This is a genomic window from Galbibacter sp. L-19 (genome assembly GCF_056857615.1).
In genome coordinates, this window is the sequence record NZ_JBSXNL010000057.1 from 139,446 (window position 1) to 155,769 (window position 16,324).

Annotated in this window: 15 protein-coding genes; 11 read left to right on the forward strand and 4 right to left on the reverse strand. The window is 31.6% G+C overall.

The annotated features are described in order from the left end of the window. Positions 1-26: 26 nt before the first annotated feature. Entirely contained in the window at positions 27-1,268 is a 1,242-nt protein-coding gene (lysA, locus tag AC13CQ_RS11135) for a diaminopimelate decarboxylase (RefSeq protein ID WP_008615359.1), read from the reverse strand. Positions 1,269-1,490: 222 nt separating this feature from the next. Here lysA and AC13CQ_RS11140 point away from each other — a divergent pair, with 222 nt between their 5' ends. From AC13CQ_RS11140 to AC13CQ_RS11150, 3 genes are all read left to right on the forward strand, one after another. Continuing rightward, complete coding sequence (locus AC13CQ_RS11140; protein WP_474507662.1) at positions 1,491-2,120, forward strand: LON peptidase substrate-binding domain-containing protein; 630 nt, start codon at positions 1,491-1,493, stop codon at positions 2,118-2,120. A gap of 238 nt (positions 2,121-2,358) precedes the next feature. Next, positions 2,359-3,552, forward strand: coding sequence for an ADP-forming succinate--CoA ligase subunit beta (gene sucC, locus AC13CQ_RS11145; protein WP_008615357.1), 1,194 nt, complete (start codon positions 2,359-2,361; stop codon positions 3,550-3,552). A 447-nt stretch (positions 3,553-3,999) separates the two neighbouring features. Beyond that, positions 4,000-4,338: a hypothetical protein gene (locus AC13CQ_RS11150; protein ID WP_008615356.1), complete on the forward strand. Its 339-nt coding sequence runs from the start codon at positions 4,000-4,002 to the stop codon at positions 4,336-4,338. 122 nt (positions 4,339-4,460) lie between these two features. On the opposite strand, the gene AC13CQ_RS11155 is transcribed toward AC13CQ_RS11150, so the two are convergent. Then, a complete protein-coding gene (locus AC13CQ_RS11155; protein ID WP_008615355.1) occupies positions 4,461-4,754 on the reverse strand; it encodes a GNAT family N-acetyltransferase in 294 nt (97 codons plus the stop codon). Positions 4,755-4,960: 206 nt separating this feature from the next. Here AC13CQ_RS11155 and AC13CQ_RS11160 point away from each other — a divergent pair, with 206 nt between their 5' ends. The 3 genes from AC13CQ_RS11160 to cls are packed head-to-tail and all read left to right on the forward strand — an operon-like array spanning position 4,961 to position 8,077. After that, complete coding sequence (locus AC13CQ_RS11160) at positions 4,961-5,626, forward strand: alpha/beta hydrolase (RefSeq protein WP_474506713.1); 666 nt, start codon at positions 4,961-4,963, stop codon at positions 5,624-5,626. Positions 5,627-5,663: 37 nt separating this feature from the next. After that, on the forward strand, positions 5,664-6,623 hold the full coding sequence (locus AC13CQ_RS11165) for a lytic transglycosylase domain-containing protein (protein ID WP_008615349.1): 960 nt from the start codon (positions 5,664-5,666) through the stop codon (positions 6,621-6,623). Then, a complete protein-coding gene (gene cls, locus AC13CQ_RS11170) occupies positions 6,623-8,077 on the forward strand; it encodes a cardiolipin synthase (protein ID WP_474507663.1) in 1,455 nt (484 codons plus the stop codon). The genes AC13CQ_RS11165 and cls overlap by 1 nt, the downstream gene beginning before the upstream one ends. Positions 8,078-8,144: 67 nt before the next feature. Here the strand turns inward: cls and AC13CQ_RS11175 are convergent, their stop codons facing one another. Next, a complete protein-coding gene (locus AC13CQ_RS11175; protein WP_008615346.1) occupies positions 8,145-8,660 on the reverse strand; it encodes a membrane protein in 516 nt (171 codons plus the stop codon). Positions 8,661-9,194: 534 nt separating this feature from the next. Here AC13CQ_RS11175 and AC13CQ_RS11180 point away from each other — a divergent pair. The 3 genes from AC13CQ_RS11180 to carB all read left to right on the forward strand — a co-directional run bounded on the left by AC13CQ_RS11180 (position 9,195) and on the right by carB (position 13,110). Continuing rightward, positions 9,195-9,764, forward strand: coding sequence for a carboxymuconolactone decarboxylase family protein (locus AC13CQ_RS11180; protein ID WP_008615345.1), 570 nt, complete (start codon positions 9,195-9,197; stop codon positions 9,762-9,764). Between the two features lie 233 nt (positions 9,765-9,997). Then, complete coding sequence (gene rpmH / locus AC13CQ_RS11185) at positions 9,998-10,159, forward strand: 50S ribosomal protein L34 (protein ID WP_008615344.1); 162 nt, start codon at positions 9,998-10,000, stop codon at positions 10,157-10,159. Positions 10,160-10,257: 98 nt separating this feature from the next. Beyond that, the gene (gene carB, locus AC13CQ_RS11190; RefSeq protein WP_008615343.1) at positions 10,258-13,110 is read left to right on the forward strand and encodes a carbamoyl-phosphate synthase large subunit; all 2,853 of its coding nucleotides are present in this window, start codon (positions 10,258-10,260) and stop codon (positions 13,108-13,110) included. 171 nt (positions 13,111-13,281) lie between these two features. Here the strand turns inward: carB and AC13CQ_RS11195 are convergent, their stop codons facing one another. After that, entirely contained in the window at positions 13,282-14,211 is a 930-nt protein-coding gene (locus AC13CQ_RS11195) for a TolB-like translocation protein (RefSeq protein ID WP_474506715.1), read from the reverse strand. Positions 14,212-14,555: 344 nt separating this feature from the next. Between AC13CQ_RS11195 and AC13CQ_RS11200 the strand changes: the two genes are divergently transcribed. Continuing rightward, positions 14,556-15,584, forward strand: a complete 1,029-nt coding sequence (locus tag AC13CQ_RS11200) for a hypothetical protein (RefSeq protein WP_474506716.1) — start codon at positions 14,556-14,558, stop codon at positions 15,582-15,584. A 298-nt stretch (positions 15,585-15,882) separates the two neighbouring features. Further along, positions 15,883-16,203 (forward strand): metalloregulator ArsR/SmtB family transcription factor, encoded by a 321-nt coding sequence (locus tag AC13CQ_RS11205; protein WP_474507664.1) that lies wholly within the window; start codon positions 15,883-15,885, stop codon positions 16,201-16,203. Positions 16,204-16,324: the final 121 nt, after the last annotated feature.

Below are 16,324 nucleotides of genomic sequence, written 5' to 3' on the forward strand. Positions count from 1 at the left end.
CTTCTTCAGAGGTAGTTTTTACTATTTTATGCCTCTTTTACGAGTTCTTTTTTATTTATCTCAGGGATGTCTGGCTCCACAAGATTGTTTATAAGGTCGTTAAAAGTTTCTCCTTTTCTTATTAAATGAGCTTTCCCTTGATGCCATAATACTTCTGGCGGTCTAAATCTAGAGTTGTAATTACTAGCCATAGAGAAGCAATAAGCTCCAGCATTTTTGAAACAAAGAATATCTCCTTCAGATATTTCGTTAATGCGTCTGTTGCTTCCAAAAGTGTCTGTTTCGCAAATATAACCTACAATAGAGTAGAAGCGCTCTTTCCCTTTCGGATTTGAGATATTGTAAATTCTGTGGTAAGAATTGTACAACATTGGTCGGATTAAGTGGTTAAAACCAGAGTCTATTCCTGCAAAAACAGTAGATGTGGTTTGTTTAACTACATTTACTTTTGCTAAAAAGAAACCAGCTTCACTTACTAAAAACTTACCTGGCTCAAAAGCTAATGTTAAGTCGCGACCAAATTCTTTACAAAAAGCATTAAAGCGTTTTGTAAGTTTTTTCCCTAATTCCTCTACATTAGTTTCAATGTCGCCTTCTTTATAAGGAACTTTAAAACCACTTCCAAAATCTATAAATTCTAAATCGTGGAAATTTTTAGCAGTTTCAAATAAAATTTCAGAAGCATACAGGAAGACTTCAATATCTAAAATATCGCTTCCCGTATGCATATGGATACCGTTTACTCGCATCCCAGTATTTTCTACAATTCTTAGAATATGCGGAATTTGGTGGATACTAATTCCGAATTTAGAATCGATATGTCCTACAGAAATATTAGAATTCCCACCAGCCATAACATGCGGATTGATTCTAATACAAACAGGAATTTTTGGATTTCGAGCTCCAAATTGTTCTAGAATTGAAAGATTGTCAATATTTATTTGAACTCCCAACTTGGCAACTTCTTCAATTTCTTCTAAAGAAACTCCATTAGGGGTAAAAATGATGTCTTCTGGCTTAAAATCTGCCATTAAACCTAATTGTACTTCTTGTAAGGAAACAGTATCTAAACCACTTCCTAAAGAATTCATAAGCTTAAGAATAGCCACATTAGATAGCGCTTTTACGGCATAATTTAGTTTTAAATTCTTTACATTCTTAAAAGCAGAAGTAAGCCTTTGGTATTGAGATGTTATTTTTTCTGAGTCGTATACGTATACCGGACTGCCAAATTCTTTGGCTACATTTAAAAGGTCGCTATTGTTCATACTACATTATATATTAGAAGGCAAAATTAGAAAAGTAGATTCGTATTCAAAATAAATTTTATTAAATATATAAAAATAAAACACAATGTTACATTTATAACATAAGGTTGGTGATTTCTAAAATTTAAAAAGTATTTTTTGTAAATTTAAGAAATAGCTGTCGCTAAAAAGCATTTTTGCCTTTTAGAACTATAATTATAAACTTACAAGAACGTGTCTGTTATGAATAGAATTATTCCGCTGTTTCCGCTTCAAATTGTTGTTTTTCCTACGGAGGTACTTCCATTACACATATTTGAAGAACGCTATAAACAATTAATAAACGATTGTAAACGAAGAGGCTTAAACTTTGGAATTCCCACTTTTTTGGAAGGGAAATTAAGTTATGGTACAGAAGTGAAGTTAGAAGAGATTGTAAAAAACTATGATAACGGAAGCATGGATATTCTATGTAAAGGGATTAGGACTTTTAAAGTAGATAAATTCTTTAATCCAATTCCTAATAAATTATATGCGGGAGGCGAAGTTCAATTTTTTGAAAATAAAGATGATAGTACGCTCGAAGAATATTCTGAAGTAATAGCTTTAATTAAGCAATTATATGCAATTATTGGTGTTTCTGCACACAATATTCAGATAGAAACTTTTAATAGTTTTTTGTTTGCCCATAAAATAGGGATGAGTATAGGAGAAGAATATCAGCTATTAGAAATAGTGAGTGAGCGGGAACGTGTTCAATTTATAAAAGCACATTTATTAAAAGTACTCCCTATATTAAATCAAGTTAACGATACAAGAAAACTAATTCAAATGAATGGGCATTTTAAAAACTTAGACCCTTTAAAATTTTAAGGAGTTTTATGTTATTCCTGAATGTTTTTGAGTTGCTATTTGTTATTAATCCCTCATAGAGGGTCTAATTCCCAGACGCTCTGCGTCGAAATGAATTAAATTTATTTCCTTAGAATACCTTGTGGGCTTGCCTCGAGGTAGTAGATTTGTATGCTTGCCCAAAAAAATAATTCTAGATTGGGTTTATTAAACTCCATTTGTTACTTTTGTTCAGCTTTAAATTATACAACGTATCGTTATGAATTTACACGAATATCAAGGAAAAGAAATATTAGCAAGTTTTGGAGTACGCATTCAGCGTGGTATTGTAGCTCAGAATCCTGAAGAGGCTGTAGCTGCTGCAAAACAATTAACTGAAGAAACGGGAACCGGATGGCACGTAATAAAAGCACAGGTTCATGCCGGTGGACGTGGAAAAGGTGGTGGAGTTAAGCTTGCTAAAAACCTTAAAGAAGTAGAAGAAATAGCTGGAAATATTATTGGAATGGACTTGGTTACACCTCAAACTTCTAAAGAGGGTAAAAGAGTTCACCAAGTATTGGTAGCTGAAGATGTTTATTACCCAGGAGACAGTGAAACTTCTGAGTTTTATATGTCTGTATTGTTAGATAGAAGCAAAGGGAAGAATATGATTATGTATTCTACTGAAGGAGGAATGGATATTGAAGAGGTAGCAGATAAAACACCGCACTTAATATTTCATGAGGAAATAGATCCTGCAACTGGATTATTGCCTTTCCAAGCTAGAAGAATTGCTTTTAACTTAGGTTTAAGCGGTACTGCTTTTAAAGAAATGACAAAATTTGTTACAGCACTTTATAAAGCTTACGAAGCTTCTGATTCTTCTTTATTTGAAATCAATCCTGTATTGAAAACTTCAGATGATAAAATTATGGCTGTAGATGCTAAAGTATCTATAGATGACAATGCTTTATACCGTCATAAAGATTATGAAGCAATGCGCGATCTAAGAGAGGAAGATCCAATTGAAGTTGAAGCAAAAGAAGCTGGTCTTAACTTTGTAAACCTTGACGGAAACGTTGGTTGTATGGTTAACGGAGCTGGTTTAGCAATGGCTACCATGGATTTAATTAAAATGGCTGGAGGAGAACCTGCAAACTTTTTAGATGTTGGAGGTACTGCAGATGCTAAAAGAGTAGAAATTGCTTTTAGAATGATTTTAAAAGATCCAAATGTAAAAGCTATCTTGGTAAATATATTTGGAGGAATTGTACGTTGCGACCGTGTTGCACAAGGAATTGTAGATGCCTATAAAAATATGGGAGATTCAATTAAAGTTCCAATTATTGTACGTTTGCAAGGAACAAATGCAGATATAGCTAAAGAGCTTATAGACAACTCTGGATTGGCTGTTCAATCGGCTATTGAGTTTAAAGAAGCAGCAGATAAAGTTCAGGAAGTATTAAAATAAATTCCTGATATTACATTATATACAAAGCCTCGATACTTTTATCGAGGCTTTTTTGTTTTAAAATTGTAAAGTAGTTTTATAAGCATAGTTGCTTTGTAAAGTTATTGTTAGCAACACATTTGAGTTTGCTATAATATGAATATGCTAATAGTAAGTTTGTTTTTTTGCTATTAATTTAAAGATTCAGCTCAAATTTATATTTCTTAGTAGCGTATTTTACTAGGGAATGAAAGGTTGATTTTTTTCTCTTTTTCTTCTGAAAAATAAACAGATTCTTGAAAGACTATGTATATATGGCTTTTCCTATTTCTTGATTAATTCTCTGCATTTTTTTCTTTGTTACGAAAATGTTATATCATTTAATTGTAAGTTAACTATCTAGTTTTTAGTATTTTATTATGATTTCTGTTTGTAATTTTGACCTGTAATCAAAAAACAAAAAGCATTATGAAAAATTTTAAATTAGTATTAGTAATGGCATTCGTAGCAGTATCGAATATTGTTATGGCCAACGTAGATCCGAAACCATCAAATAAAGAGGTTTCTAAACAACTTTCAACTATATTAGGAACGCCAACATTTAAAGTTACAGAAAATGATATGGTGGCTAAAGTTCATTTTATGGTGAATAAGCGTAGTGAAATAGTTGTTATAAATGTTTCTGCTGAAAATGATATGGTTGAAGAATATATCAAAAGCAGAATGAATTATAAAAAGGTAGAGGTAGCTGCTTTAAAACCAAATGAAGAGTATATTGTTGATGTAAGAATTGTAGCTAAAGGATAATTGTAATAACTAGTTTGTTTGTTTTAGAGGGAAGAAATCGTCTAGTATTTTTTAGGCGATTTTTTTATGTAGTATAATTGGATGATAAAAAAAAGCTGCCTATTTAGACAGCTTTTAGTTTCTTAAATTCTAATTCCTACTGGTAATAAATCTTTAAATTCTTTATGCTTTCTAAGGAAACCAGCAATTTGGGGGCTAGTAGGAACTACACTTAATTTTTTCTCTTCAATGTGCTTCAAAACAGTTGTAATGAATTCATCTTTGAAGTTAGGGTCTGTTACCTCTTCCGGGATAACAAGTTTTGTTAAAAAAACTTTTCGTTCTTGAGAAGCATACTCTATTTTAGCTAGCTTACCGTCAATTCTTGTTTCGTATTGACGCAAAAACTCATTGTCATTAATTACTACTTCATTCATTATTACGAGGTTTAAAAATCATTTTTAATTATCACCAAAAATCTAATTCAGTCCATGTAATGCATTGTGTTTTGCACTAAATGGTGGTAAAATTTGGTATAATTTAGTTTAGGTCGGTAGTTGTATTGACGGAGAATTATATACCTTTAGCAGTGCAAAGTTACGAAAAAAATAGCTAACCTTCTATTTTTCAATTGTTAATATCTATGAGTACTGAATTGATACATGTGTACTTTATGCCAGGGATGGCTGCAAACCCTACAATTTTTGAAAATATAAAATTGCCAAAAGATCGGTTTGTTCCTCATTTTTTAACTTGGAATATTCCTTTAAAAAATGAGACGCTAGAAGCTTATGCCAAAAGAATGACGCTTCTAATTGAGCATGAAAACCCTGTTCTTATAGGGGTGTCTTTTGGAGGGATATTGGTGCAGGAAATGGCAAAATTTATTTCAGTAAAAAAAGTAATTATTATTTCTAGCGTTAAATGTAATAAGGAATTACCAAAGAGAATGATTTTTGCAAAATATACAAAAGCACATAAGCTTTTACCTACAAGCTTAGTAAGTAATATTGAGGTTTTAGCTAAGTATGCTTTTGGAGAAACCGTTACAAAAAGGTTACATTTGTATGAGAAATATTTATCTGTTAGAGATAAATATTATTTAGATTGGGCTATTGATTCTATTATTAATTGGAAGCAGGTGGAGCCTTCATCAGGAACCATACATATTCAAGGAGATAAAGATGCAATTTTTCCTTGTACTTATATTAAAGATTGTATTAAAATTAAAGGGGGAACTCACATCATGATAATTAATAAATTTAGATGGTTTAATGAAAACTTACCTAAATTAATTGATGATAAATGAAAAATCAAATTTGTATATTTATAAAAAAAAGAAGTAGATGAAGCGTATAAAAAACATAATAATTTTGATAGGGGTAGTTGCTGTTTCTGCAGTATTTATTAATGCAGTTCAATCTACCAATCCAATGCCAGAAGCAACAAATAAAACGGTAGCAAAAGATAAAGACAGTCTAAGTCTTGTGCATGATTATAATGTTTACGCTTTAAAAATTCCAGCAGGGATTAATTTTGCTGGAGAAAGGGTTCCGGTAGAAGATCCAGATGTAAAAGAGCGTATGGATAGAGAACTGTTGGTTAATACGTATTGGCAGTCTAACGGATTATTACTAATTAAAAGAGCTAATAAATATTTTCCAATTATAGAACCGATTTTAAAGAAACACGGGGTTCCAGACGATTTAAAGTATATAGCGGTTATTGAAAGCGGATTAACACAAGCTATTTCTCCTGCTGGAGCTACTGGTTTTTGGCAGTTAATGAAGGGAACAGCAAGAGAATACGGCTTAGAAGTAAACGATAATGTAGACGAGCGATACCATATTGAAAAATCTACCGAAGTTGCTTGTGAATATTTGAAGAAAGCAAAAGATCGTTTTGGAAGCTGGACAATGGCAGCGGCTGCCTATAATGCTGGACAATTTGGAATGGCAAAACAATTGGAAAGGCAAGAGGTTGAAAACTATTACAATGTTTTATTAGGTGAAGAAACTGGACGTTATGTTTTTAGAATTTTGGCGTTAAAAGAAATATTATCAAATCCAGAATCTTATGGATTTAATTTTGATCAAGAGGATTTATATACCCATATTCCAGTAACTAAAATGGAAGTTGATACTGTGGTGACAGATTTCCCTAAATTTGCTAAAAAATTTGGAATAAACTATAAAGTATTAAAAATCCATAATCCGTGGTTAAGAGAAACTCATTTAAATAATGCTTCTCACAAAAAATATTACATAGAAATTCCTAAAGAAGGATATTACCCACCTGCTAAATAATGTGGGCTTATATTTCAGATCATTTGTGGCAGTTTTTACTAGGGTTAAATTATGTTTTAGCTTTGATAGCAGCAGTTACAATTCTGCTTAAAAATATAAATCCTACAAAAACATTATCTTATTTAATAGCACTTTTAGCCTTTCCTTTTGTAGGGCTTATTGTGTATTTTTTCTTTGGACAAGATTATCGGAAGTTTAAAATATTCAAAAAGAAAAATGTTTTAAATCAGAAAAATATAAGAGATTGGGCGCAGCAATTAGTATTAAATAAAAAAGAAGCTTATGATATTGGAAGTCATCTTTTAAATGGAAATACTAAAATAATTAAGCTTATAGATAGTGAAAAACGCTCTCCTCTTACTTTAAATAATAAAGTTAAAATATTGATTAATGGCGAAGAAAAATTTAATAGTCTTTTTGCCGATTTAAAGGAAGCTAAATCTTCTATCCATTTAGAGTATTATATAATTAGAGATGATGAAATAGGGACCAAAATTATTAATCTTCTTTGTGAAAAAGCTGCTGAAGGAGTTTCAGTAAAAATAAATTACGATTCTGTTGCTAGTTCTTTTTCCAATCAATCTATCTCTTCTTTAAAAAACAGTGGGGTAGAGATGTTCCCTTTTATGCCTGTTTATTTTCCAAAATTTGCAAGTAAAGCAAATTATCGTAATCATAGAAAAATGGTAATTATTGATGGAAAAATAGGTTATGTTGGCGGAATAAATATTGGAGATGAGTACATAAATAAAGAAGGACGTAGGTTTTGGAGAGATACTCATATTCGTATAGAAGGACAGGCTGTAGGAATGTTGCAATTTCACTTTTCTTTAGATTGGGATTTTGTAAGTGAAAATGATATTAAGATTGATAAAAGGTGGTTCCCAGAAACCGAAGTGAGTAATAAAATTCCTATTCAAATTGCTGCTAGTGGTCCAGATACCGAATGGGCTAATATTATGGAAGCAATGTTTACAGCAATAAATTCTGCTAGTAGATATGTTTATATAACCACTCCCTACTTTATTCCGAATGATGAAATATCTTTAGCGCTTTCTACCGCTTCTAAAAGTGGAGTAGATGTACGCTTAATTATTCCTAAAAGTTGCGATTCTTGGGCAGCAAAATATGCTACCTATTCCTATTTAGAAAAACTTTTACGAGCAGGAGTAAAGATTTATTTGTACGAAAAAGGGAATATTCATGCAAAAACAATGATTGTTGATGATGTTTTTACCACCATTGGAACTTCAAACATGGATTACCGTAGCTTCCATATTAATTTTGAAGTAAATGCTTTAATTTATGATGAAGATATTACAAAGCAAATGCTAGAAATCTATATAGACGATTTGCAATACAGTGAACAAGTAGATGCCGAAAGATGGCTAAACCGCGGACTTATACAGCGACTTAAAGAATCGTTTTGCCGCTTATGGGCGCCATTATTATAAATAAAAATGCAATTACTTCTCTTAAGAAATAATTGCATTTTTTATATTTTTTGAAGCAAGAATAGTTTTAGATTCTTTTTAATTGCTGTTGCATCATTTTAATTTGATCTTTTAGCATATTTTGTTTGTCTAATTTTTTAGCTTCATTTAAAAGCATTGTAGCTTCTCTTTTTCTTCTTTTTTGCATAGAAATTCCTGCAAGACTTAGTTTTGCCATTGCTAGATCGTAATCCATACTCAATCCTAATTTTAATGCCTTCTTAAAGTATTTTTCAGCTTGAGTAAGATTGGTTTGAGAAGAGATAATTCCTTTTAAATAATTGTAATATCCTTGCTGTTTTGTAATTAAGGCGCTCTCAGGGTTTTTAATTTTGTTTAACCATTTTTCTGTTCCAACCATGTCTTGCTTTCGCATTCTTAAAAATGCTAGCAAAATCAATTCATTTCTAAAATAAAGAAAGATAAAAATAAGAGAAAGGAGCATTAAAAAAATGCCATTACCTATATTGCCTTCAATAAATTGGAATACGGCATAAGCTATAATTAATACGGCTATTACTAATTTTATATTTTTGTTGAACATATTGGGTATTTTCAATTAAAGGGCAAAGGTAATAAAATCAGGCATTTTTAATAGTGTGCAATAGTTTAAAAAGAAACTATTTTATTAGATACCTTTTTAATAGCTTATACAGGGTTTGTTTTATGAAATTTTGCCCTGAATTTATTAAACGACTCTGCATACAAATAAACTCAATTTGTTCCATTTAAATACTTTGTGAACTTCCTTATAGATAATTGATTTTAATAAGTTTAGGTTTTCCCCGTTTATTTTCCTCTATATAAAAACTACTTATTTAAGGTTAACAGAGCTGGCTTAGAACTTTATAAAAATTAACTTTCTATACTTACTAGCGTTTGTAATAAATAATAGTTTAAAATCTATTATTTATAGAATAAAATACAGTATCGAGGTAAATTATCGCTATATTGTTATTTGTAAAGACATAGCAAACGAATAACTATCTAATAGCTATTACCCTTCAAGGGTATTTTTTATTGTGAAATGTCTTGTACGAAAGTAAATAACACTAATTATTTTATAAAAATTTATCATATGAAAACTATATTAATTTTATTCATCATCTTAATGACACTAAATAATAGTAATGCACAAGAGATTGAGAAAACAGAAACAGCTATTGTTAATCAAAGTTTTGGGAGTATAGCATTTAAAGAAACCTTGTATACAGAAAATGTTACAAATTACACAGATATACCTTCCCAATTAGCTGAAAAGTATGGTTCTTTTAGTTATGAGTCCTTACCATTAGATCGTCAAATAGCAGAACTAGTTAGGCTTTGGGTAAGCATTAATAATAAATGTAGTTATTGTACTATATTTCATACGCAAGATGCACGAGATAGTGGAACTGATATTCATAAAATAGACAATATCATGGCCTATAAACAAAGTGAGCTTTTTTCGGCTAAAGAAAAAGCAGCACTTAACTATGCAGAAGCTATTTCAACTGTTTCTTATGAAAAACTTCAAGAAGCAACGAAAGAAGTTAAAAGGTATTTTAATAATGAAGAAATAGAGACTATAGTAATGTGTACAGTACTAATGGATGTTTGGGCTAGAGTATTTGCCGTTAAAGGAAATTTGCCTTATTATAAAAAATAAGTGTTATTTTTGAAGTAGAAAACCTGTCTTAATTTTCTCAGGACATATATAGCTTTTATAAATATAGAAACTCCCTTAGTACGAGTAAAATAATAGGTTTTAAAAGATATTAAAAATATTTTCAAAAAGGTGTTTGTATAAGTAAAAAGTCTTTGTATATTTGCGCCGCGCTTTTGTGAAGTATATTGCAAGCCGATAAGAGATAGAATTACCAAAGAGATAAAGATATTACAATGAGTAAAAGAACATTTCAACCCTCGAAGAGAAAAAGAAGAAATAAGCACGGATTCAGAGAAAGAATGGCCTCTGTTAACGGTAGAAAGGTGCTTGCTAGCAGAAGAGCAAAAGGTAGAAAAAAATTATCTGTTTCTTCTGAACCTAGACACAAGAAATAATGATCGATTTGATTATTAAAATATAAGGTGTTACTTTTATTAGTAACGCCTTTTTTTATACCCAACAACATCTTATATTTATACAATAGTTAATAAAAATGCCAAAAAGAGAAGACTTAAAGAGTATATTGTTAATAGGGTCAGGACCTATTATTATCGGGCAAGCATGTGAATTTGATTATTCTGGTTCACAAGCATTACGATCGCTTAGAGAAGATGGAATAGAAACTGTTTTGATAAATAGCAACCCTGCTACCATCATGACAGACCCATCAATGGCTGATCATGTTTATCTAAAGCCTTTAACCACAAAATCAATTATTGAAATTCTAAAAAAGCATCCAAACATTGATGCGGTTTTACCTACAATGGGAGGTCAAACGGCTTTGAATCTTTGTATTGAAGCTGACGAGAAAGGAATCTGGGAAGATTTTGGAGTGGAAATAATTGGAGTAGATATTGATGCAATTAATATTACGGAAGACCGCGAGCAATTCCGTGAATTAATGCTGAAAATAGGAATTCCAATGGCGCCACAAGCTACGGCTACTTCTTTCTTAAAAGGAAAAGAAATAGCACAAGAGTTCGGTTTTCCATTAGTAATTAGAGCATCTTATACCCTAGGAGGAGCAGGTGCTTCTATAGTACATAAAGCAGAAGATTTTGATGAGTTATTAAGTAGAGGTCTTGAAATATCTCCTATCCATGAAGTAATGATTGATAAGGCTTTGATGGGATGGAAGGAATATGAATTAGAATTACTTAGAGATGATAATGACAATGTTGTTATTATCTGTACAATTGAAAATATGGATCCAATGGGGATTCACACTGGAGACTCTATTACAGTAGCTCCTGCTATGACATTATCTGATAGAACTTTCCAAAAAATGCGAGATATGGCTATCCATATGATGCGTAGTATTGGAGATTTTGCTGGAGGTTGTAATGTACAGTTTGCTGTAAGTCCAGATGATAATGAAGATATTATTGCTATTGAAATTAACCCACGGGTATCTCGTTCTTCTGCATTAGCATCTAAAGCAACAGGTTATCCAATTGCAAAAATTGCTAGTAAATTAGCAATAGGTTATTCTTTAGACGAATTACAAAATCAAATTACAAAATCTACTTCTGCCTTATTTGAGCCTACATTGGATTATGTAATTGTGAAAATACCACGTTGGAATTTTGATAAATTTGAAGGTTCTGATAGAGAATTAGGACTCCAAATGAAGAGTGTTGGAGAGGTAATGGGAATTGGACGTTCGTTCCAAGAAGCTTTACACAAAGCAACACAATCTCTAGAAATCAAAAGAAATGGCTTAGGAGCAGACGGAAAAGGATACAAAGATTATGACCAAATTATCGATAAATTAACACACGCAAGTTGGGATCGTGTGTTTGTAATTTATGATGCTATACAGATGGGAATTCCATTAAGTCGCATCCATGAGATTACAAAAATTGATATGTGGTTCTTAAAGCAATACGAAGAATTATCTTTCTTAGAAAAAGAGATTTCTACTTATACTATTGAGACTATTTCTAAAAGTTTATTGCTAGAAGCAAAACAAAAAGGTTTTGCAGATAGACAAATAGCACATATGCTTGGATGTTGGGAAAGTGAAGTTCACAACAAGCGTGATGAAATGAGTATTAATAGAATCTATAAATTAGTAGATACGTGTGCAGCAGAATTTAAAGCTGCAACACCTTATTATTATTCTACTTTTGAAGATGTAGTACAAACTGCAGATGGAGAAGTATATTCAGATAACGAAAGTGTAGTAACAGATAAGAAAAAAATAATAGTATTAGGGTCTGGACCGAATAGAATTGGTCAAGGGATTGAGTTTGATTACTGTTGTGTGCACGGAGTATTAGCTTCTGCGGAATGTGGTTATGAAACTATTATGATAAACTGTAATCCTGAAACAGTTTCTACCGACTTTGATACAGCAGATAAATTATACTTCGAGCCAGTTTTCTGGGAACATATTTATGATATTATTCGCCATGAAAAACCAGAAGGTGTAATTGTTCAGTTAGGAGGACAAACAGCTCTTAAACTTGCTGAGAAACTCGACAAATACGGAGTAAAAATTATAGGAACTAGCTACGAGTCTTTAGATCTTGCTGAAGATCGTGGGAGCTTTTCAACATTATTGAAAGAAAATAATATTCCTTATCCTGAATTTGGGGTTGCAGAAACAGCAGATCAAGCTTTAGCGCTTGCAGATGAGCTTGATTTTCCAATTCTAGTGAGACCTTCTTATGTATTAGGAGGGCAAGGAATGAAAATTGTTATCAATAAAAAAGAATTAGAAGAGCATGTTGTAGATCTTCTGAGAAAAATACCAAACAACAAATTACTTTTAGACCATTATCTTGATGGGGCTATCGAAGCAGAAGCGGATGCTATTTGTGACGGGGAAGATGTGTATATCATCGGAATTATGGAGCATATTGAGCCTTGTGGAATTCACTCGGGAGACTCAAATGCAACATTGCCACCGTTTAATTTAGGAGACTTAGTATTGGAGCAAATAAAAGATCATACTCGTAAAATTGCTTTAGCACTTAATACAGTTGGATTAATTAACATTCAGTTTGCTATTAAAGATGATATGGTTTACATTATTGAAGCAAATCCACGTGCATCTAGAACGGTACCTTTTATTGCAAAAGCATACAAAGAACCTTATGTAAATTATGCAACTAAAGTAATGTTGGGAGAGAAGAAAGTTAAAGACTTTACCTTCAATCCGCAATTAGAAGGATATGCAATTAAACAACCGGTATTCTCCTTTAATAAGTTCCCTAATGTAAATAAAAAATTAGGACCAGAAATGAAGAGTACAGGAGAGAGTATCTTATTTATAGATAGCTTGAAAGATGATGAGTTTTACGACTTGTATCAGCGTAGAAAGATGTATTTGAGTAAATAATATTCTTCAAATAAAATTATAGAAAAGGCTACTAAGGAAACTTAGTAGCTTTTTTTTGATTGATTAATTGAGGTTTAAATATTTTTGAACCAATAGCTAAAAGAATTTTCTTCAGTAAAAAAGAAACCCGCTAGCGCAAACATCATACTCGTGCCGATATGATAAAAGATGCTATCTTATATTTAGAGGAATCCAATAAATTTTACTCAGTCCATTATTACCTTCTTTTATGTATTGTTGCAAATCTGAAAAGTCTTTAAATGTTCTTGGAGTTAAATCATTTCTTTTGCTAGTAAAATATAATAGCTGGCTTTGCTCATCGTAGAAGGGGCAGTATTCCATATATTTGGTATTGATGGCTGCTCCCATATTCTCAGCCTTCTCCCAATTTCCCATGGAATTCTTTTTGGAGATATAAAGATCTCCGCTACCATAACCATCTGCTTCATTATATTTTGTAAAGATTAAAAAATCTTCCTTTTTAGAAATAAAAGCATTGAACTCATACCCAGCACTATTAATATGTTTGTCTAAAAGCATAGGACTTTGGTAGGCTCCATTTTGCCATCTACATACATAAATATCGTCTTTTCCCATACCTTCGGGTGAGACCATAGTAAAATATAAATTGTTATTTTCACTTAGTGAAGGATAAAATTCATCAAGATCTGAATTTACAGGTTTTCCTAAATTTATAGGTGTAGACCATTTTTCGCCTTGTTGCTTTCTTTCTACATACCATATATCGAAGTCTTTTTTAATGGTATCAGCACTATGTAAGGGGCGGTTAGAAACAAAATACAAGCGGTTCCCATTGGCAGATATAAAAGGTTCTAAATAGGAAAATGCATCAGAAAATGGCATTAATTCGGGCTCGCTCCATGTATTATTTTCTTTTTTGATAAAAGCAATTTGAGAAATTTCCTGAAAAGGACTTTGGATAGTAAAGAACGCTTCCTTTCCGTCTGCAGTAATAGCAAGATCTCGAACACTGAGGGATTGATTGAAATCGTGATTAAACTGGGCGACTTCTCTTGTATGTTGTGCCCTTACTCCATAAGATGTAAGAACAATTATGATGAGGAATCTAATTTTCAGCATTGTTATTATTTAGGATGTCAATATCAAATATAGTGATTGTTATATTCTGAATAAGTTATGAACTTATCTAAGTATATAAAATAAGATTTTAGATGGATGTTCTAATAGTTGGAAACCAAAAAACAATGCATTTTTTTATATACAAATGGTTAAGTCCTTATCTTTTAAAGTATGGATACAAAAACTAAGCAGAAATTTATGTGTAAAGTATCAAATGTTATTTTAACATAGTTTTAAAATGGTAACTGCAACATTCGTTAAAAATACATGTCTTTTAATTATAAACCATACATAAGAAAGATATAAATTCGAAACATAAAGCTCCTATTTTTAGTTTATTCCTATTGTTTACCTTCACTATTTATGCACAAAAAACAGTTAAAGACACTCTTGATTATGAGTACATTTTTGGAATGGCTATAAAAGGGGAGATAACCCCAATTCTAAACTCCTTAGATACATTACAGATTTATAAGACTAAAGATCTTAATTTCAAAGATAAGTTTGAGGCACGTTTTAAGTATAATGAAGACTTAACCACTAACTATTTTGCTATAACTGATACCCTCTTGAATCCATTGCATCGAATATTTCAGAAATATTGGCGACAAGGACTGTTACATCCTGAGCAAGATAATGACAGTTTGTTTAAGGTGAAATTGATAAACTTCTTTAATAAAGCAGCACAAAACGATGCTAATAATGCCACAATTGTTAATCATGATAATTTAGATGAAGTGTACAAAAGGTACATAGAAAGTAAAGGTTATTATTGTACGGATTTTGGGAAAGCTGGTAAATTTTATGACTTTTTAGTTTGGAGAACCATGGAACCCAAGAAGTTTAAAATTGAATTGGTAGACCACACTGAAGAGGTGACTGTCTATTTTATGAAGGATTTTATATCTTTAGGTTGGATGGAATATTCCCGTTTAGGCGAGAGATATCCAGGGGGTTGGGCTACTAATAAGGCGCTTTATTGTGTTTCAAAGGGATATAATCAAAGTTCTGAAAAATTTAAAATAGTTTATCTTAAACATGAAGGACAACATTTTTATGATTACAAAAGATTCCCAGGTTTAGAGTCGCGAGACCTTGAATACAGAGGCAAATTAATAGAAATGATATTTTGCAATAAAGAACTTTACAATCGTGTAGCTTATTATTTAAAAAATGCAAAGAATGATCCCAGAAATGCGCATCCTCATGCTAATTACCGTATTGTTACTAATATGAGCCAGCTTCTTTTTGGATCAAATTATGAAACCGATTTCAATCGATGGAAAAAGATTCCTAAGTCTAGATTGCAAGAAGTAGCCAAGATATTATATGTGGAGAATACCAAATCTTTATTTACCGACTATGCAAACTAGTTTAATTGTAATGAATTTTATAAGTAATCAGCACCCTTTTTAGTTAAGATAAAGATGCTGAAACGGCATAACTATCTTTCAGTAGGGTGTATTTAATAATTCTCTGGTCTTTTACGACTATATGGATAAAAAATATAGAATCTACTATTTTACTTGTCTTCAACATCTTTATAGAGAATACACCTGTAACTACAGCTTCTTTGTTTTTTAGGTAGTAAACTATTTTAAATGACTTTATCTAAAATATAATTGCGTAGTTAAGTAACTTCATATATATTTGTAGTTAAATAACTTCATAATGAAATTAAGACGAGATATTTTTCAAGCAATTTCCGATCCAACAAGGCGGGCTATATTGGTATTACTCACCTCACAAACAATGACAGCGGGTGCTATAGCCGAAAACTTTGATGCTGCAAGACCCACTATTTCTAAACACATTCAAATTTTAAATGAATGTGACTTGGTTGAGGCTAACCAACAAGGGAGAGAAATATACTACGAACTTAAAGTTGAAAAAATGAAAGAAATCGATAAATGGCTAGAGCAATTTAGAGTCATTTGGGAAAATCGATTTAACCAACTCGATAATTTATTAGAATGCAAAAAACGGGCATAGTATACCACCCACAGCGGATTAAATTGAGCATAGTGCGGCGGGTGAAAGTGAACCACCTACAGCGGACGAAAGTGAACCACTAAAAAATCGATTCTATTTGTAAAGCTTTAAATATCTTTTT